General features: G+C 40.4%; 15 protein-coding genes. 2 read left to right on the forward strand and 13 right to left on the reverse strand.

The window, feature by feature from the left end:
* Positions 1–43 precede the first annotated feature (43 nt).
* The 9 genes from WH188_RS11860 to WH188_RS11900 form a co-directional block, all read right to left on the reverse strand.
* Positions 44–655 (reverse strand): hypothetical protein, encoded by a 612-nt coding sequence (locus WH188_RS11860; protein ID WP_339424037.1) that lies wholly within the window; start codon positions 653–655, stop codon positions 44–46.
* Between the two features lie 22 nt (positions 656–677).
* The gene (locus WH188_RS11865) at positions 678–1,646 is read right to left on the reverse strand and encodes a hypothetical protein (protein ID WP_132769689.1); all 969 of its coding nucleotides are present in this window, start codon (positions 1,644–1,646) and stop codon (positions 678–680) included.
* A gap of 202 nt (positions 1,647–1,848) precedes the next feature.
* Positions 1,849–2,505, reverse strand: coding sequence for a hypothetical protein (locus WH188_RS11870; RefSeq protein WP_168127733.1), 657 nt, complete (start codon positions 2,503–2,505; stop codon positions 1,849–1,851).
* Between the two features lie 1,115 nt (positions 2,506–3,620).
* The gene (locus WH188_RS11875; RefSeq protein WP_339424038.1) at positions 3,621–4,739 is read right to left on the reverse strand and encodes a cytochrome-c peroxidase; all 1,119 of its coding nucleotides are present in this window, start codon (positions 4,737–4,739) and stop codon (positions 3,621–3,623) included.
* Positions 4,740–4,750: 11 nt separating this feature from the next.
* Entirely contained in the window at positions 4,751–6,280 is a 1,530-nt protein-coding gene (locus WH188_RS11880; RefSeq protein ID WP_339424039.1) for a DUF6850 family outer membrane beta-barrel protein, read from the reverse strand.
* Between the two features lie 47 nt (positions 6,281–6,327).
* Positions 6,328–7,680: a DUF4876 domain-containing protein gene (locus tag WH188_RS11885; protein ID WP_339424040.1), complete on the reverse strand. Its 1,353-nt coding sequence runs from the start codon at positions 7,678–7,680 to the stop codon at positions 6,328–6,330.
* 11 nt (positions 7,681–7,691) lie between these two features.
* A complete protein-coding gene (locus WH188_RS11890; protein ID WP_339424041.1) occupies positions 7,692–10,430 on the reverse strand; it encodes a TonB-dependent receptor in 2,739 nt (912 codons plus the stop codon).
* Between the two features lie 763 nt (positions 10,431–11,193).
* Positions 11,194–12,909, reverse strand: coding sequence for a hypothetical protein (locus WH188_RS11895; RefSeq protein WP_168127728.1), 1,716 nt, complete (start codon positions 12,907–12,909; stop codon positions 11,194–11,196).
* A 24-nt stretch (positions 12,910–12,933) separates the two neighbouring features.
* The gene (locus tag WH188_RS11900; RefSeq protein ID WP_243655404.1) at positions 12,934–13,086 is read right to left on the reverse strand and encodes a hypothetical protein; all 153 of its coding nucleotides are present in this window, start codon (positions 13,084–13,086) and stop codon (positions 12,934–12,936) included.
* Positions 13,087–13,573: 487 nt separating this feature from the next.
* Here WH188_RS11900 and WH188_RS11905 point away from each other — a divergent pair, with 487 nt between their 5' ends.
* Together WH188_RS11905 and WH188_RS11910 are read left to right on the forward strand one after the other, a co-directional pair.
* On the forward strand, positions 13,574–13,822 hold the full coding sequence (locus WH188_RS11905; RefSeq protein ID WP_168127727.1) for a hypothetical protein: 249 nt from the start codon (positions 13,574–13,576) through the stop codon (positions 13,820–13,822).
* Positions 13,823–13,840: 18 nt separating this feature from the next.
* On the forward strand, positions 13,841–14,035 hold the full coding sequence (locus WH188_RS11910; RefSeq protein ID WP_132769672.1) for a hypothetical protein: 195 nt from the start codon (positions 13,841–13,843) through the stop codon (positions 14,033–14,035).
* Positions 14,036–15,017: 982 nt separating this feature from the next.
* Here the strand turns inward: WH188_RS11910 and WH188_RS11915 are convergent.
* The 4 genes from WH188_RS11915 to WH188_RS11930 are packed head-to-tail and all read right to left on the reverse strand — an operon-like array spanning position 15,018 to position 20,701.
* On the reverse strand, positions 15,018–16,250 hold the full coding sequence (locus WH188_RS11915; RefSeq protein ID WP_132769671.1) for a hypothetical protein: 1,233 nt from the start codon (positions 16,248–16,250) through the stop codon (positions 15,018–15,020).
* 11 nt (positions 16,251–16,261) lie between these two features.
* Positions 16,262–17,503 carry a DUF4998 domain-containing protein gene (locus tag WH188_RS11920; protein ID WP_168127726.1) on the reverse strand — a complete coding sequence of 414 codons (1,242 nt, stop codon included), beginning with the start codon at positions 17,501–17,503 and terminating at the stop codon, positions 16,262–16,264.
* A gap of 33 nt (positions 17,504–17,536) precedes the next feature.
* Entirely contained in the window at positions 17,537–18,733 is a 1,197-nt protein-coding gene (locus tag WH188_RS11925) for a DUF5000 domain-containing lipoprotein (RefSeq protein WP_165905873.1), read from the reverse strand.
* 39 nt (positions 18,734–18,772) lie between these two features.
* Positions 18,773–20,701 carry a RagB/SusD family nutrient uptake outer membrane protein gene (locus tag WH188_RS11930; protein ID WP_339424042.1) on the reverse strand — a complete coding sequence of 643 codons (1,929 nt, stop codon included), beginning with the start codon at positions 20,699–20,701 and terminating at the stop codon, positions 18,773–18,775.
* Positions 20,702–20,771 lie beyond the last annotated feature (70 nt).

A 20,771-nucleotide genomic window follows, 5' to 3' on the forward strand; every position in this document is an offset into this window, starting at 1 on the left:
TATTTAATTGATCGTTTTTTGAAATTACAGATTAATCATCATATTAACAATCTGGAACCATACCCATTGTTACTCCTGATGGGCTCCATATCGGTACCAGGCGCATCTCGCACCCGTCACCGTTGTCGTCATCAGCGATCGTCCGGCGCGTATCAAAAGTGAGTTTGAGCGACGATCCGCTAGGGAAGGGACCATTTTCTGCTTTAAAATTCACGCGCATGGTCATGCTAGCCGTTTCCTTTTTTAGGGATCCTTCGAATGACATCTCTTGCTGCGTATTCTTGATCGCACCCGTGATGTTTTCGTCGATAATGCGAAAGAAAATGCTTGGATCTGTTGTGTCCATTCGGTATGTAGAGCGATCGTATTTGCCGCGCACTTTAAAATTCATTTCTCCCAGATCACCAAAATCGGCCATAAATACCATCGACACGGAGTCTGCCGTGGCTTCAATCAATGCAATCCGACCTTCACCTTTCCAGGTGTAATCATCAGCCCCATTTTGGGAACGTATGCCTGTGGCCGTGCCTTTAAATGGGGTGCCTCCAAAGATTTCGTTGAAATTTTGGTTTGCCTCCTGTTCATTATTCTCTTTTGCACAGCCTGTTAGCAATAACATAAATGCCAGAAGCAATGTTGAATGTATCGTTTTCATCGTTTTCTCATTACGTTATACATTAGCGCCAGATCATCTGTCCACCTGCCGTTTCAATCCTGTCTTTGCCTTTTAGGACCACGGGTATGACACCGGTTGTGTTTGGCGCAATTGGATCCACATTATACTCTTTGCCATCATTGGGGATAATCTTTAGCGACCACATCCAGCCAAAGGGTCCGGTCTGCCTGTATTCAGTGCCTACGAGTAGGTGTTTTCCATCGGGCGAAAACTCGGGTACGGATTCTTTAAAATTGCTGGTGGTCACCTTTTTCAGGTTTGTCCCATCCATATCCATGGTATACACATGGTTTGCAATGCGCACAGCGAGTTGGTTGCCTGCGGGATTGACTGCCACGTCGCCCCAGTCGTCATATTTCATCTCTTTCAGCAAAGTTCCGGATGTATAGGGTGGGGCCAAGCGTATGATATAGTTGTTATGCGTTATCAAAAGCGCGTTGCCAGGCAGCCATAAACGCTGGTCATTAAAACCCAGCTCCTCCCCGTTGATGTTGTAAATACGGACCACGAAGTCGCCATTTCGTTTTAGAATCGTGATACCGTCTGCCTTATCGTTCGAAAGCACAACAATATGACTATTGTCGGGCGAAAGATATCCCTTACAGTACGCATTCAGTCCCGGGCTCTGGTATACAAATTCCTCAACTATGCTGCCGTTCGTTATGTCACTTAGGGTAAAGCGTATGGGGTATTTGCCCAACGTTTGCTCACTCACGACCGTAAGTTTGTATCTGCCATCTCTTGAAATGTCGAAGTTGTTGAGTTTGGAGTTATCGGGAATAAAGGTGGATCCCACCGCATCGGGTAAACTCACTTTGAGGATTCCCTCGGTTGCCCAGTCGTAATATATTGTTCCTTTTAACGCGGACGGGTAGCCATTGTCACCACCATCTGGCCCGTTATTATCCTTTGAACAGGCAGTTAGCAGCACCAGATATACCACTATCAGTAATAAATTTGTCTTTTTCATCCTTTTATTTTTTTTATTCATTAGTCGATTTTCTCTTCAAGGCATTCGTGCTGCCTTCAGTGGCTTCAGTTGTGATATAGCTACCAAGATTTACTCATTTCCATATGTGATTATTCATGCACAATTCTTTTTTTAGTGATATTCATGAACTCGTTTTACTTGATTTGAATAAATCATGATGGTTTCAGCTTTACTTATTTATTTAGGAGTGGCATATAGGCACCCGGATTAAATCAACTCCTCCATTATATAAGTTGAATACCGGTCGTGTCTCCCATAACACATTATTGCAGTTAGTCATATTATCCTGTGTGTCGCTTTGAGCCCTGTTTAAAGTCATTTTTGTCGTCAGAATCGAAGAAGCTGGTATATTGCCGTCTGCAATCAGATATTTCATGCGAATGGTTAGAATAGCACTGTCGTTAGAAAGATACCCATCCCAGGTAAATTCCTTGTTACCATCGGAAACTTTACCTTCCATTTTACCGTTTTCTTTGATGGAAAATTTGCCACCTTTAAAGGTGGCATTCCAATTCTTTCCTTGCTGTTTTCCGGGTATGCCGAGTGTAAAGCCATCACCCTTAGGTAAATTAACGATCACTGCTACCGTAACACTATCTCCATATATTTTATCAACATTTAGGGAAGAAGTACCGGAGAGCGAGGGTAAAGCATCGCTTCCCCCAACCTGCAGGGTGGATTTGGCATCGCCCAAGTAAGCTTCGTCTTGCATGGCGCTGATGAAATCATTTTGACCCGCATCCCTGTCATTACCTGTGTCTTTGCCACAGCTTAGATGTAAACATAGTCCTAACATCAATAGGCATCCTCGATATAAAATAACCACCAGTTTCTTCATACGTGCGTTTTTATCTTTTACTCTAACAAATTTAATGTCTGTGTGATTACTGGTCAATCCACGAAAACAAGGATTTTCAATATGGGATATCGTTTGCTAGAATTATTTCCATAAAGCTTGGAGGTCTTTAAAAAACTTTAAAATATTTTAATTAGTATGTCTTGACTAAAGATCCCCATGCGTGAGTCGATGTCTTCACACCCAATTTCTTCAATTCGGGCATCAGTTTTCTCCAGTTTGTAAAACCAAGACCTTCGATATTGGTAAGATGTACATCTAAAAGTCTCTTTTCATATTTGGTTTATTTTTAATTAACTAACCAATAATTCTTATGCGATTATTTTTACCCTGACTCAACCGCTTCCTGATCGGTTTATCCACACATCGCAAAACGAAATGAGCTAGCAATACAAGCAGAAGCATACCCACTCCAATGATCAAAGCACATCTGAGTCTATATGAGGGTTTTCTTAACTACGATGGGATATGCCTTTTACAGGCTTATCGTATTTTTTGAAAGATATATCAAACTATAAAAATCATTATAACGTATTTGTTTCAGTACATTTTCAATTTGTATCATTAATTATTAAAATTCTTCATGATCAGTATCAATTTACATGATGCGGAGAATAGCTCGTATATCTACTGTAAGAATAAAACAAAACAAGGGCAAAAAACATCTATCAATATAAAAGCTGGACAAATTTTATTTGAGATAATAAAGCATTAATGTTGTTTTTGGTGAAGTTCGACATATACAAGATACAAGGAAAAATTGCTGGACAAATGAGCTTCCGGTTTCTCCATTAGGAAGAAACTAATTTGAGTACGCTTATTTTAGATGCTGATGTGTTTGACTTGAATAGGTTCTTATGAATAGAAAAATAAGCGATGAAATTCTAAAGGATATTAAGTAAGATTTGTGTGATGAGGTGAGATAAAATTAACCTGCCAAGGTTTTTTTTAGTAAAAAGGACTTCAAATTTTTGAAGTCCTTTTTAGCTATTTTACGATGCTATCAGTTGCAATTCTATTCTTTAAATGTATACCATATTGTTAAGCTGAGCTTATTATTAATGATCAAAAAAACGACTGTAATATGATGCTATCACTTATCTCGGTAGGCTTTCTGGACGACGCATACGATAACTGGTGGCTGTAATAGCATGTAAAAAAGCTTCAATATCTTTGATTTCTGATTTACTCAGCTGGAGTGGTTGCATCAGTAGATCAGTAACCGGGTAAAGCGGATCTTTCGCTTTTTGCTCAGCAGTGGCTGAATTCATCTGCATACCGCTGTTGTACAAATTCAACAACCCTGTCATGTTCCAAAATAATCCATTATGCATCCACGGATCTGTATTCATAATATCACGAAGCGAAGGGGTTTGAAAACGGCCGATATCGTTGGGGTCTTTGGTGACTTCATAACGACCCAGATCCTCAAATTTCCGTTTGTAATAAGTAAGACCGATATTGTGGTATAGGTTGTCCGTAAAAAACTGTCCACTGTGACAGTTCATGCAGCGAGCTTTTGTTCGAAAGAGGTGCAACCCACGAATCTCCTGATCGGTCAATACCTTATAGTTCCCATCTAAAAATTCGTCAAAACGGCTTCTTCTGCTGGTTAGTGTACGTTGAAATGCAGCCAGAGCCTTCAAAACTTCAGGCATCGAATAATCCTCTTCGTCAAATGCGGCTTTAAAAAGTTTGTTGTAGGCCGGAATAGCTTTCAGTTTGGGGATAAGTTGGGTGAGATCCATATTCATCTCATGAATAGCCTCAATAGGACCTAAAGCCTGCTCTTCCAGAGAGCCGGCCCTGCCATCCCAAAATAGCGCCTTACGGGCATAGACATTTAATAATGAAATGGTGTTCCGCTTTCCTTCAAGATGATCATTGCCGATCGAGACTGTCAATTTATCTGCCCAAGAAGTTTGCGGATTATGACAACTGCTGCATGATATTTGGTTGCTCCCTGATAGGATGGGATCAAAAAATAATAACTTGCCCAGTTTGACATCAGGGCGCTCCATTAATGAAAAATAATTCGAATCAATTTTTGGGAGTGACTTGAATTCAGCCCACTTTACGCCTGGATCAATTGTCGGACTAGGCCATTCATGCACTGGACGTGCGTAAGAATGACGTAGCTCCTCCTGGTGTGAATATACAAAGGAGGATAATACAACGCCCAATGTCAATAGACTTATTATAATACTTTTTTTCATTTCTCTCTCTTTTACAAATAGAAGTTGACACCCATGCGCCAATTTGTATTTTGACCTCTGAAAGCCTGACTCTCCTCAAGGACTGTTTTTAATTTGGAGGCAGATTCAAATCGAAGATCGATAAAAAACGCCGTTTTTGTTGTGTTGAATATCTTGCTTGTCAGATAGGATAGTTTTGTCTGTAACGCCAAGATATCGGCATCATAATAATAAAATTCAGGATAAGCAATACCTCGTGTGAACGAATTGATCTGGCTCTCTGGAACTTGGAGGCTATTTGTTAAGACAAATCGGTAGGAGGGCGTTAACTGCAGTCGAAAGCGGTCTGCAGACTTTCCTATTTTGGACCACGATAGGGGTACTGCCAGATCAATCCAGCTGTGTTCAGCGAGATGTTCGGTTAGCGCATCGTCACGTTTGTCGTACGCACTTTGTACCGAGATTCCAGCCTCTTTGGGCGATGTTGACGCTGAAGCAAATGCTTTACTGTACAATAACCCCATGTTCCATCGGTTTAAGAAGTAATTTTTGCCTTTATGATAAACACCATCATGACCGCTTGTGCTTTTTAGGTTGAAGCGTACCAGGTTGCCGTTGATCCGCTTGTCCGTGAAGAGCAAGTCTAAGTCAATTTGGTCCAGGTCGAATGTTTGTTTAACATGGTAATTCTGCATGTGACGGACATCATTGGTGTTTTCATTGTTACGCTTTATATAGCCTGCTGACCAATACAATGTCCAGCTCGGTTGGATCCATGTACCAGCTAATTCTAATCCGCGATATTGATCGTATTGCCGAAGTGAGGTAGAATCAAGTTGTTTGGTATAGCCGTAGCCAAAACTTGTAAAATGATGATACTCCGGCAGGAAAGCTCCATTATTCAGCCTACTGTTTTTATAAGCGATATCGGTCTGCGCCTTGCCGTATCCCCAAATACCGGAAACAGAAAAATGTTGCTGACTTCTGGTGACATACGAAATACTGGGTTTTAGCAAAAATTTCATGCTATAGTGTTCCATTCTTGGATCAACCGAGCGCGTGGACCAATGATGGGTATAATTGACCTGTAGATCAGCCTGCCATTGTTGATCTATTTTGTATCCCAGATGTGCCTGTGCATCGTAAGTCTGACGTTCATATTTTCCGGCTTTAGGTGTATAAAAATAACCCGGAATGCTGCTGTCATCCAGACCGCCTAAAAAATAAGCAAGGCTATCTTCCCAGGTTTTTGCATAACGAAATGCGCCAGAAACTACAATCTTATCCGATAGATAGCTGATTCCTCGGGCCTCAAACGCCGCAACAGTGGTTTTTTGGGCCATCTGGCTGGTGCGATAGTTCTGATTTCTACTGTCATAATAGACTGTCACGTCTCCAAAATTTTGCCGCGCGGTATCCTGTAATAAAACGCTGTGACCAAAAAGATACTGCATCTTTTGTTCGCCGGATTTGCTCCAAAGCAATGAATCTGAATGATAATTCTGTTGGGCATGTGCCAAAGAACAAAAACAGAGCAAGATGAAAAGGCTAAAATATCGCATAGTAAAAATTATTGAGACAGACGGAGCTGTCTCAATGCGTTAAAATATTAATCAATAAATGAACTCCCCGATTTGGATGCGTCGGCTTTGTTCAGGTAACCAAAGTCTTCACTGGAGTTATTGGTATCTTTTAAGATACGGCGGCCATTGACAGTTTTTAAGGTTTTACGTACGAGTGACTGGCTGGAATATTGTCCGGCTGGTACAAAAGTACGCACCGCATCCAGCGCGGCAGGTAGACGTTTCGGTATACGCTGACTTTCTGTTGGATGCATGACCTCTACGGCATCATCGATATAGCTGACCGGAATCTGAAGTAGTTTCTTTGTTGCGGCGGTAATCTCGCGTTGATCAGGTGTGGCTACGGTAGGTAGCGTTTTTACCGCTGGTAAATTTTGATTGGCTTTAAATAGGATGAAGGCATCGCGTCCGTTGGCCTTTAATATCATCTCATTGCCCGAAATAAAGTAAGTGACATCCATATTTGGAACATGGGGGTTATCAATATCATATTTGTATGGAGTGCCACCCAGATAAGCGACCAGATTGGTCTCGAAGTCTGCTTTGGATAGATTGACGGTCAGGGTTGGATCGGTAATATTTACATTTGTATTGCTGTTGTCAGCATAAGATGCGGTATGATCTACTGCTGTCGCAGCAATAATGATGCTTTGACCGGGCTGAACGGGATATTTCTTGCCTGTACCATCACTTGGTACCATAAATACGCTATTTGCATACACATAGTCTTTATTGGCATCCAGTCCGGCACCAACAGTAATGCCAAGTGATTGGGTCCAGTCGTACTGATTGCTGCCTGAGAGAAAATATGGTCCGCTATTGTTGTTGTTTTTTCCTTCTACCTGGCCAATATAAAGGCTGTCGGCATACATTACGGCATTGGAATTGTTGTAAATTTCCAAAAATTGATCCCTGAAAGTTGCGCCTTTTACGACATCTGATCCTGCATAATAGATTTGCTTAAAGACCCAATTGCCGACTTTACCAATGGCGAGGTCAAGCTGCTGCTCGGTATCTGAACTGACGTCCAATCTATCTAAAGCACCGTTGAATGTCACCTCTTCTTCCGTATAAATTCCTGTTTTTTGTGTGTATTCCTGTGCGCTGACCACAAGCACTGCAGATACATCGTAAGAACCAGGTGTTATGCTGGCAAAGACCACTTTTCCTGCGGACGCTTTCGTTGCGGTGTAGGATGCATCTGTCGTACGATTGGTAATCTTGATGACTGTTTTTGAGACATCAAAGGATATGTCGCCTTCTGCAGCTTTTAACGTAAGGTTGAGTGAAACTGGGCTTACGCGGTCGTCATCAGACTTTTTACATCCGAATGTGGTGCTCACGATGAGCATAATGATTAGGATTAGATTTCTGTTCATTTTATTAGTTGTTAAAATTTTATTGTTGTTCCTATGGTTAAGCTGGGTTTGGTATTGGGATTGAATATCCGCTCGACACCATTATCAAGTGTGATAAGCTTATATGGCCGCAGGTCCAAAAGATTGTAGACGCGCATATTGACCCTGAAGTTTTTTCGGATCTCCTTCTCAAAACCCATATTCATCGTCGTATAAACAAACGGTGTGTTTTCTGTTTTACTGTCTTTGGTCTGGTTGGCAAGTGTATTGAATGGAGCACCCTTTGCCTCATCTGCGGTGAGGGTATAGTATCTGATGTTGTCATCAAGATAGGCTATCGGATCCAGGCTGCTCAGGGTCTGGTTTCCGCCCATAATATTGATATCCAAAGAAAAGTTGATGACAAATCCAATGCGCGAAAAATGTGTTACGGTGTTCAATTTTGATATCAACGATTTTGTAGATAGGATCAATGGTTCATAGTAGAGTGTTTTGATATAGCGGTTCTCATCCAGATAAGTTTTTGTTTCGGGAGTAGAAGCGTCGTTAAGCGCACTTTTCGCTTTTGTATAATTGTATGAAGTATTGAGGGAAAATGAGGTTGCTATAACGGCAATTTTAGGGGTAGATAGATACCATTCAAAACCGTAGCTTTCCGAGGCTAACCCATTGGTCAATTGATGGTCAATGAAACCTCCGGTAACAAGCGTTTCTCCTGTTGAAGCATATTCGAATTTATTTGTTGTTTGATTTAACCAGACCGTATATTGGGGCAGCTCATATCGGCGCAAGTTGTTCATCGCATAGAAACCGTCACTGTTTTTCTTGTAATACGCATACATGGATGAATTGACCCAGAGACTTTTGCGCTCTACACCAAATTCCACCTGAAATGATTTGGATGGTTTGATTCTGCTATTGTCGATCTGTATTTTATCCGTGTATAAAAGATACAACGAAGGATCAATACCACCGGCACTTGCGGTGATCAGGTCATAATCAATAAAAGTAGGTCCGGGATATAACTGGGCGAGAGAAGGTGCTTTGGTCGCAATGCCCAGTGCTCCTGTAAATGTCCATCGCTGGTTCCATTGCAGTCGCGAATTGAAACGGGGCTGAATGGTACCGTAGCCATTTTGTACATCATAACGTACACCAAGATTGTTGGAAACGATGCGGCGACCCAATGTCAGGTCAAACTGATCTTCGAGGTAGAGACTCCAGTTTTTGGCCGATGGAATATGCTCAAAGGAATAGGGGCGCAAATTCTGCTGATTGTAACCGACCAATCTCGGGCGCTCGGGGTCAGAAACTACACCTTGTCCACCATTATTCGAATAATTAAAACGCGTACCATAGCTCAAGTTGTGACTAATAGACCCTAACTGTACATAGCCATTTGCAGAAAGGTTGACTGATGCATTAACGGGCTTTCCGATGATCAATTCTTCCGTCATTGTTGATAGGTACACATACTTACCTTCATAAATACCTGTGGTATCTAAATAGGCAATGGGTGTAAGACCTCGGTTAACCGCGTAGCTGGCATAAGATTTTTGTTTACCCAAAGAAATACTGCTGTTGACCTGCAAATTTTTCATCCATTGTTTACCGATTTGGATCCCCATACGGTTGTTCAGTGAAAATGTATTGTTGGTAAATTTGGAGGTTCTGAGTGTTGCATCATCGGGGTCCTGGCGGCTGTTGTCGTTACGGCCCGAATAATCCAGTGAAAGCGTGTTTTTAATCTTCCCAAAAACATTGGTCCACATTAAACTTTGTGTGTAGCGATGAAAAGACTTGACTTTATCTTTCGGATCGGCGTTACTGTAGGTCCAGTTGGTGCTGGAATTTAGTGCTCCCCATTTGGGTGATAATAAAAACCCCTTACTGAGCGAACTGTTGGTAGAGCCTCCATTGATATTAAAACTGGTAACATAAGGACTCTTTCCGGCCTGTCGATCTATAATGACAGCACCATTGGTTACTTCGCCATACCGAGCAGGGGCAATACCTTGAATGACCTCTATTTTTTCAATATTGTTAACGGGTATATCACGCAAGTCTATACCCTGAAAAGGAGTATCGTAGCTCTTTGCGTTCTGGTTGCCAAAATAGCTGTCGCGATACCCATTTGAGGTAAGGGTACTCCCATTAAGGCCGCCGCGCGCAAGTCCTCTGGTCTGTAGATTGGCATCATTGGAAATTCGCATATCATCAATGACAATGGCGATCCCCTGTGAATTATTTAAGTCAAACACAGGATTGGAAAGTTCGCCGCCACGTAAGGTGAGTGTCGATAGACTATTGAGGTCTAGAGGTAATGTTTTTTTTCCGGGTAAGGCATTCATGACGTCTACCAGACTGAAAGCCTGCAGCTGATCGATCGCCTGCTTGTCAATATGAATGGACGAATTGGAATGACCATTATTATTTACATCGGGTAAAATATTGACTTCGTCCAAGGTCAGAGATAGTTCGCGGAGAACAATAGTCTGACGCTCTTTTGATTGTTTTGTAGTATAGGAGCGATTGAGGGTCTGTTTTCCAAGATAGGCTACTTTAATACGTATGGAATCATGGGTTTGAACGTCAAAATCAAAATTTCCCGAACGATCGGTCATGTAGCTGATATTAGTAGTTAGGGAAGTGACCGATGCAAAGGGTAAAGGTAGTCCTTGCTCATCTTTTACCGTTCCATAAAACCGCTCTTGAGCATTGACCATAACAGCCATGCTGCAAAAAACAGATACCATTAATTCTTTTTTCATAAGCATGCATAAAAATGCATAATTCAGCTTGTGCTATAATAGCTGAATTAAGATGGTGCCAAAATTAGCTTAAAAAAACGTGTTTTTAAAATTATTTTTAATCAATCTAAATATAGAATAAGGTAATTTTAAATTTTGCATGCAAAAAAACGTATTTTTAAATTTAGCTTTTTTTGAATTTTAGCTATAAAGATTCAAGGGGACGATTTGGACCGGAGTTATGTTTGCTACAGTTTTAAGAAGTTATCCAGTTGAAATATAGCGACAGCCTTATTCGCTAAGGATGCTTGTTGCGAAGCGGGATCTTTTGTTCTTATAGGGCGTTGGATATTATGATACAGCAACTATTCTTGGTGCCCCTTTAGCAGAAGGAAGCCCCTATTGTCGAATCTCGACGAAAGGATTAAATATGATTTAAACAGATTAATTATGTTGTTGTGGGAGATGAACATGGAACTGTGAATGACTATTTGGGATACAGATGGAAAAATGTTCCAGAGGAGGATTCATGGTTATTTTTTATTATTCTCGCCGTCAGAAGAACAGCTCCGTTTTGGTCGAAGCTAAATGGATTATGGAATAAGGGTTAAATCAATGAAAAATCCGAGTTTCCTTTGCAAACAGATCTAGAAATTAACGTAAGCACAAGACAGGAAGATTTTGCAATCTAATTTTACCCTGAGAAATAATAAACTCAGGGCAAAATTAAAATATTGACTTCTGCCAATCCACAAAAGCTTATAGATTCAAAGCTTTTATGGATTTAATTATTAACAATTTGTCTTACACAGCGGATGTTCCTGCCCTCGGCATTATTGTTATTAGGGTAGGTTACATTTCCCCAAGAAAATAACCATGCAACTCTTGTGAAGGCAGACTTCACAGCATACGATGTATTGGAGTCTCTATTGTCTGAAGTCCAATAATGACATTCACCAGAAGCAAAAGCACCTAAAGCGATACCACCTGGACTTCCCACTACTGATGTTCCTCCACCAGTTACGTTTGGTTTAGTACGGTAGCCTCCAAATGATAACGTAAGATCATTGTCATCATAAGCAGGATTAGCGGGGTAGTCACTATCTCTATTCCACTTATAAGCATATTGCGCACCCCAGAATAGTCCCAACACCTCTTGTTTATTATCAGGTTGTCCTGCGGCCTCCCACTCTTTCTTTGTCGACATACGCCAAGTGCCTGCTGGATAGACGGATGTACAAGGGTCAACACTGTTAGCTGTCCCAGTAGGTGTAGCGGACTTCCAATTCCAAAATTCAGTATCTTTTGTCGCTGGAGTTGACCCCCCTGGATTAGATTTTAATCTATAACGGTCCATCTCATTTGCGTTATACACCAGATTGGATCGTGCCCATAAAACACCGTTAACTTTAACAGGAGATTCAATAAGGCGGATATTCAATCCGTAGGTGCTGCCTATTGTAGGGCTATAAGCTCCTGGATAAGTATATGTTACTGGAGTAAATGTTCTTACACGTGTATCGTCTAATGTTACTTTTAAAGTGTTTAATTTCATCTTGAAGCTATTGGCAGGAATTGTTGCCGTATTTAATGTAAAGAAGCTTGCGACTTTAACTGTATTGGCAGGATTTCCATTTTCCCCCACCATTGACGATGCTAACACTGCTTTATCTACATTCACCACATTATTAAACTGCCCTGTTAGCATATTCAAATCACCCATTTGCAAAACAGTCGTATTTGAGCTGCTTTTAACTAATGAAATGCTTGTACTATTTTCTATTCTGGCAAAAAGCCCTCTAACATTCAATTTGACTTGAATTCTAGCAGTCATGCGCTTAAATGTAATATCCAAATAATTTTCACCGTTTACAGTATTGACATTGCCTGAAGCATACAAGACATCTTTGTTTTCTAGTCCACTACGGGAGATTACTCCGGCGCCATTAATATCTGGAACACTTGCATTCTTTTCATTTACAGAAAATGCGTACCAAGTATATTTCTTATTGGCGTCTACCTTGATTTGTGGATCGACTCCTGAAGTAGCAACTTGATTCACCACTAAAGTATGAGTCGCATCATAGATCAGAAGTCGGAATCTAGTGTTATTTTCCATTGAAGAAGATGCTGCCTTCGTTGTACTTGAGGCAGCTTTCTTGCTTAAAGTATCGGATGAGCTAGTCTTTGCTTCCAATGGAGCTTCCTGACCGACCGTACCTTCTCCAAAATCCACAAATGCGTCTACACCCCCCAAAGATACCAACGATTGCTTATTAATGCCGCTATTTCCTTTATTGGACATTTTTAAGTTACTAGGTATTCCGCCGACTATTGCTTCTTCTATTCCTTTCACACCAACTTTTAATACTGCGCCGTCTCCAGCTGGAGCCATCTGTTCATCTTTCGAAGAGCAGGATGTGAAACTGGTGAGTAATAAGCAAAATACAGCCAATCCGGATATGTTTTTTCTTATGTTATTTGATATTATACTTTTCATCTTGTCTTTTAATTTGCTGGAATATTAAATATCAAAGTCCGAGTTCTGACCACCACCATCAAACCAATCTTCAGTTTTAGGATTGGAAGGATTGGACGAGTCTCCAGGGTTGACCGACGCAGATCCTGCGGCAATGCCCTGTTCTAATACAACAACCGTAGCATCGACCCGTGGCACGACATATGGTTTGCGTTTTTCTTGTTTTTTCATACTTAAAAATTTTAATTTTGATGTTCTTAATTTATTTGGTACAGTAGCTATTGTGACAGCAATACTACAACCATAAATAGTAAAACGAACTGTATTATAATTGTTTATGTTTTATTTGTAGAGGCGGGTTGACATCATGTAGTGAAATAGCTACGTGTTAACTTGTTTGTGTATATTTTAGTATTTAAATATGTTTTATATTAAATGGTTAATAAAATTACATGTTTACACATGTGTGTTTCCCCTTGTATTTAATGAGGCAGATTTTTTATGAATAATTAAGCTTTATTTATCAATATGTTGTAGAAAGAAAACTACATGTTGTAATGAGGCCTCTACAGGACGACAATGAGATGTTAAGAAAGCGCATTTTTTTTGTAAAAGGAATCATCTTTGTTATGGATATTTCATGATTTAGGAGTTTACAATAAATTGTAAACCAAAATAAACTACAATGGAAAGGAATAATAATGATTCAAAGAGAGTGTCGAATAAAGCTCGGCTACAATCTGCAATTTCAGATATAATAAATGGTTACTTATTGTTAAATGAGGCTGTAGAGAAATATGAAGTTGCAGCCTCCACTATTATTAAATGTCTAAAAAATATCCGAGATGAAAAGGAGGGGATGTTACAATTGAACAATTCTAAGACACAAACTAGGGCTACAAACGACTCAGGAAATATAGAGGAGAATCAATAAAAATAAATAACTGAACAAATGAAAAATAGCAAAGACATAATTGAAATTTTAGATAATAAATATAGCACATATTTGGAAGATGACGGAAAATGGCTCCATGAAGGATTTAGCAATATTTTTAGAGAGAGAGTTCCTAAAAGAGAGAATTTAAAAAACTCGGTATATCTGATGTTACCCCTGGAGATCAGGATAGATCTAGATCAGCTTTTATAGGGCCTAAGTCGCTTACATTGTATGTGTGCGGTCATCAGAAAGTCTTTTATAGTAAGGATTTCAATCCTCATTGAGAATTTTTGTTCTTTGAACATATTGAAAATAATAGAGATTTCCACCTCTATTATCTTATTTTGAGGTCACAATTTGTGATCTCAAATGTTCAAATTCCTTTTCTAATAATTCAAACATAAATTCATCAGAGAACTGGTCTACATTTCTTCTTTTTCAATGCCAAATGTATGGTTCCGAGGGGTTAAAGGATGCTATAGAGATTTTAGGACTTACGGGTGTATAGATCTATGAGGATAAGGAACCGCGGATTGTTATCGCGTAAGAGTTTCATGTTTTTTGTCGGACTTACGGCAAATAGGTGTGGATAAGGGGGGCACTCTCAATAGGAGTTATGTATCAAAATGGTAATACCACTTCCAATTTTTTGTATTTAACAATGTCAGGCTTGGCAGTGACAGGAGTTGGTTCTGGTATTGTAGCAGGATTTTTATATTAAATACGATATCTTTAGCTAAGACAGACAGTGATATAGGTCAGCATATTGATAGTTAATTTGAATAGAAAATGCTGTTTTTAGATTGTATGTATGTTGGTAGTGTTGCTACAATAGTTTGCGCCTCTGTTGTTTTGACAAGTATTTCTATTTATGGTATAGATGTTTATTATTTTAATTTTAGTAGGAAAATAGATTCAAAAATAGGAAGGGAATTAAATATATGGTAAGAAAGATGTTATTTTTAGATTTTTTGATGACAAAATGGTTTGTAGGTAAGAAAAAAATGACAGAGTTATTCCAGGGACGATTATTTTTTAGCTAAGGCAGCATATATGGGAGATGAACAGGAACTTATTTTTGAGAAAAGACTTTTAGACTCGAACTTAAATTATAATTAAAGCCCCAATCCGAAGATTGAGGCTTTAAGATCTTTAATTAATTTTATTGTTGATTTAAAACTTTAAACAATAATTATGGTGTATAACTTCCGCTATGGCTCGTCATCCCATCTTTACGCATCGCTTCAATAAGCAGACAGTTGTACACATAGTCCCAACTTGAACTGACTTCTGAATTTTGATTCAGACCATATGGCCACCAATGCTGGCTATCGCCACTTATCACCGCATTTTGATCTGAATTGATCAATTTTAACATGTTGTTTCCATTGGTAAATTGATATTTTCCAGCACTTATTGCTTGCTGTGACCACCAGCTTGTTGTGCCTGTTCCAAATGTATGGTTCATTTCATGTAGCATCGTCCGGATATTTTGGTAAGAAGTATTTGTTCCAAATCGCATCCATCCTTCATTATTCGCATCAGCGGTAGCAACTCCAGGTACATAATTAAGGTATACATGCTTAGTCGCTGATGTATATTGATTCGCATACCATACGGCACTGTCAATTGCTACTTGCAGGCGTGAGTAAGCGGCAAGCTCTTCCGCTGTAGGGCTACTTGCTTTGTTGAATGTATACGTGACGTTACCTTTCTTAATTGTTCGAAAGGCAATATTGGTTCCGTAGCTCACCCCGGTTTCATTGATAGCATATGCGCGAAGATGGTAGTTCATCAGTGGAGTTAAATTTGTTAATCCGATTCGAAATTTGCCAATACCGTTTGCTCCATGTGCAACCTTGTTTTGCGTGATTGTTGGATTTTCTTCTGTGCCCCAACAAACGCCGCGCTCTGTGACTGCTCCACCACCGCTATTCAAGATTTCTACATCGTAATACGCTCGTGATGAACCGATAATAAACATCGGTGTTTGGGCAAAATTGACGGATTGTATATCTGCCGTTTTTAAAGTAACCTGATCTCCGTATGCTACCCCACCTTTGTTTTTGGCATAAGGTCTGATGTAATAGGTTGTAGATTGCACGAGGGAATTGAGCTGAACGCTAAATTCTCCTGATCCTTTACTTACCGTAGCTTCGTGCGGATTGTTTTCAATCGTGGGATTGGGACTTGTGCTCCAACAAATACCTCGATTGGTGACTAGTGCACCGCCTTTATTGGTCACCATTCCTTTAACCATTGCTCCCGAAGTGGTGATATTGGAAAATGCTAATTGTCCTAAACCAGGAAGCGCAATTCCTTCTGGATTTTCGATTGGCTTTACGGGTACCAGATCTGATGTTGATTTGGCGCATGCCTGCACAGTTAAGCCGAGCATAAGCAGATAGAAATATCTTTTTTTCATGTTTTCTTTTTTTATGGTAAAACTTCAAAAGTCATATTACCTGTGATCTTGATATATGATCCATCACTCGCTGTTCCAGGCATGTTACCCAACAGTCCGATGGTGACGGCACTTGCTTCAGATAAATTAAATTCCAGTACGGCCTCGGTTCCTGAAATAACTTTATAAGCTAAACTTGCAGCTGCTAAATTAGCCTGGTCAGGTAATTGGGTTCCCTTAGCAGCAACTAAATGGACTGTTCCGGCAGCTCCTTTGTCCAGTTTAGTAATGGTAAACCGATATTTTCCAGGTTGAAGGTTGGTTGTTTGATACATTTTTCCATTGACAATCGGAGCTAAGTTTGGCGATGGTGTAGCCCACTGCCACCATCCTGCTTCGAACGATAAACAGGCCTGGTTGGAGCGGATCTCTATTCCACCATAGAAGTTATTGTCGGTATGTTTAAAGTTTTTTGCGGCATCATTCAATTGCCAATCTGCTGGAGTTCCCCATCTGCTGCCTGCCATGGCAGAAGTTTGGAACGGGAAATTCATATTTTTGAAGTAAATCTCTTTGGGCAATATCTCTGTGACATAGTTCGTGTAAAATGTATCGACACTTAAGGTATCGGGGATAAACAGGGTACGATAACGGTATGGTTTTCCAGGAAGATAGTTTTTTAATATGCTTTCACTGATATGGATCGAATCACGTTGTATGACCAGCTTTCCTGCAGTATTGGTGTACTCGACTTCTGTAAATGTTGCTCCACTGGTCAAATCGATACCGCCCCAAGTAATGGTGGTGTTTTGATCGCCAGCAAAATATCCTGTCGTGTAGTAAGGGCGATTGAGTAAGCCAGATCCATACCTTTCGCCATACGAAATTCCTGTTTTAAAAACGCTGAGTGATTTGTTTCCTTGTCCATCAAAAGTGATAAATTCAAAATTATGTACCCCTTCTCGGATGGGTAGAGATAACTTTAACGTATCCACTCCTGGCGTTCTATTGATATTAAGCTCGGCGGAGTCCTGTCGATTGTCCCAATAGACTTTTAATCGTTCGATTTTCGGATCAGCCATAAATAGACCGGTGATATATACTCTTTCTTTTCCAGAATAAACTTTTATCGAATCTATTTTTCCAGTATAGCTTTTTTCTCCGTCTTGTAGATATTTTTTATAATCATCACTTTTTGAGCAGCTGAAAAGATGAAGTAGCGCGACGCCAAGCAACATGCTCTTACCTATTATTTTAATGAGTTGTGTTTTCATAATTTTTGTATTAAAAATAAATGGTGGTCCCCGTTAGCGTGGGTCTCCATATACCTGAACTTCTGCGATTGCCATAAATGAAGAACCTTGCCAGTTTTTTGAAGTTTTTATGCGGAGATAGCGCACCTTTGGAGCACTGACATCAAAATCGAAACTAAGTCCCGAATTGGCGAGTTGGTAGTCTTCATCGGTCTGCTGGCCCATCGGTAATCCAGAAGGCTTTTTGCTTTCAAAGTTTCCGAGTAGTTTCCAATTATTCCAACTGCCATCTGAAGGAGGATTGTCTGAACCCCAGATTTCGAAAGTTTTTACATTTCCACCATAGTAATACATCCGGCCATTATTGGTGTATTCCGGATAATTCCAGATGACGATCCGACTCATTTTGGCTAAAGTTCCTGTATCAAAAGTGATCCATTGCGGACCATTGATCGTGACGTCAGTGAGTGAGATATTGGGCCAATTGATGATGTCGTTATCCCACATTTTTGATAATCCTGTCGACGCATATTGTTGTTTAGCATCAGTAGGTAAACTAATGGCATTATAACGGGATTTTGGCAATGCAGTTTCGAATAGGGGTGTAATGGTGGTCACCATGGTATCCGTAAAATTCATGTACTTATCGCGTATGGTGATCGCAAATTGTTTCGGATTAGGGGCAAATCCGCGAATGGTTCTATTGATCTGTTTTGTCGATGTATAAATATTGTCTACAGATGGAACCCACTCTCCTAAGGAATCCACCATGACCATAATGGTCAGATTTTTTTCCTCTTCATTATCTGCAGTTATCCGTATTCCGCCGAAGGCTCCAATTGCTTCTAAACTTCGAAAAGTATCCCAGATCGGATTTTCCAATGGAGTGACCGGGATGGTTACCGGTGTTGAGCTAATTTCGCTGCGGTTTACGGTAGAGAGTTTAATATCATGAGGTTTCATATCCGCAAATCCTTCTACAAGCAACGAGTTGTTGTAATAGGATGATTTTACCTCCATTTCTTGACCAGATGCCAAAGTGTATGTCGCGCGTACATAAAGCAGATCCTGATCTTTGGGAAGTGTGTAATGGAGACGGGCTGCTCCCGGTAAATTTTCGACCTGGACATTGCTTACAGGTTGTGGAGCAGTAGCATTGGTTACCTGAGCAGTCTTAAACTCCTCCTTGCAACTACTCAATGCTGCTATCAGCATGAGTAATGTGAATATATACAGTTTTGTTTGATTCATGTTCATAATTATCTTGTATCATCTATAATGAAATAAGGGCTACCAACCCAAATTTTGCATCAGTGAAGGGTTTACGGTTAATTCTCCTTGTGCGATCGGCCAAAAGTAATCACGTGGTGCAACGAATGTTTGTGCATACAGCGTGCGTAAGCGGTAGTAATCACTGGTCACTTCTTGGTTAACACTCCATCCCGTGATATTTTGGTTGAAATAATTAACCGCCAATTTCCAACGGCGGAGATCCCAATAGCGCTTTCCTTCAAATACCAATTCGATCATGCGTTCACGCTGAATGATTTCGCGTAGACCATCTTTCGTATTTGGTTTGCTGGGATTGGTTGAAAATGAACTCCAGGATTCGACGATACCGGCCAATCCTGCACGTTCACGGATGCGGTCCAGATATGTGTAGACTTCTGTAGATGGTCCATTGGCTTCATTTAAGGCCTCGGCATACATCAGGTAGATATCACTCAAACGGATCGTTGGCCAAGGGTATGATTTGTAACTCACGCCACTGCTGGCAAAAGCCTGTTCCCAATTGACCAGTTTTTTTAAGAAATACCCTGTTTCATTGATCCATCCATGATTATTTGCTCCTGCAGGTTGATTGAGTTTTGCCTGTACATAATAGGTGTCTTCATCGGATAAGCTCTTGGTGTCAAATTTAAACCAGATACCGCCATCAAAACCTAATGATGCATAAAATCGTGATTCACGGTCATAATTTAACCGAGCTGTCGTATAACCTTCTTTAATATGAAAGCGTTCTTCATTCTTAGCTGTTCTTAAGGTAAACCTGTTGGTAAAGTCTAAGGTCTTATCTTCATTGATGGGTACGCCATTTTTGGTGTAAAACATTTCGGCAATTTTGATCGGGGCACTTAAATGCTGTCTTGCAGTACCTACTACAGCATCAATGGTGAGTAATGGCATGGCATCACGCTGGATATTCCAAGCTTGATAATTAGGATTTGCCCAGATGTGCTCAGAGGACCAGCGCTCATTGAAACCTAAGTTTATACCTAATATTTGTGCGGTTTCATCACTCATCTTAAATTGTCCATATTCCGTTTTGCGAAATGGGAAAAATGTGGTGCCGGCTGATTCTGCTGCTGTAATTGCGGCTTTGGCCGCTTCAGCGGCACGTGTCCATTTGGAGGCATCATATACGGGATTAAAAAGAGGTTCTCCATCCTTGTTGCGGACCGCCTGAAAATCTGAATTACCATTGAATAAGGGACTGGCAGCGGTTAACAAAACTTCTGCTTTTACCGCTTGAATAATGGGCTTAGTGACCCGGCCTAATTCAGATGCCTGATCTGGAATGATCAAGGGAACAGCACTGTTTGAAGCCGAATCTAATAACGATACGATGTAGTTCACGACTTCGTCGACAGGTCGTTGTGTTACCCGAACTTCTTGCTGGTTTGCATCCAAAGGAGTATTGGTACGTGCCAAGGGTATTGGGCCATATTGGCGCATCAAGATATAGTGGTAGTAGGCTTTTAAAAACATGACTTCTCCAATCCATCTCGAACGATCTTCACTGGATAAATCGGGTACTTTCGATGTGTTAGAAACATTTTCTAAAAAGATATTGCAATCACGGATAGCGGTCCACATGCCGCTGCGCCAGGTATCTACTAATGGGGCATTTACATTTTGTCCTCCGCGTGCAATCCGCCAATTATTGGCTGGATAGATCTCGCGTTGCGCGACAGGAATCCATACTTCATCGCCTGCTAAAAAACCGGTATTGCTCTGCGCATCGGCATTGTTGGGTAGCCATGCATAGCAGGTAAATAAGAATTTTTCAGCTTCGTTACGCAATGAAAATGCATTGTCTATAGTCGCGACATTGTCGGGAACGACATCAATATAATCTGCACATGCGGAAAAACCGATGGTACTAACGGATAGATAAATGAGGTAGCGTTTTATCTTTTTTATCTGTAAATTTTTCATTTGGATAATTTTTTATAAATAATCATGAGTTGCTTGTCTGCAATCGATATGATTGCGCAGGGTTCAAATG

Source organism: Sphingobacterium sp. MYb388 (genome assembly GCF_037479535.1).
Lineage (GTDB): Bacteria > Bacteroidota > Bacteroidia > Sphingobacteriales > Sphingobacteriaceae > Sphingobacterium > Sphingobacterium anhuiense.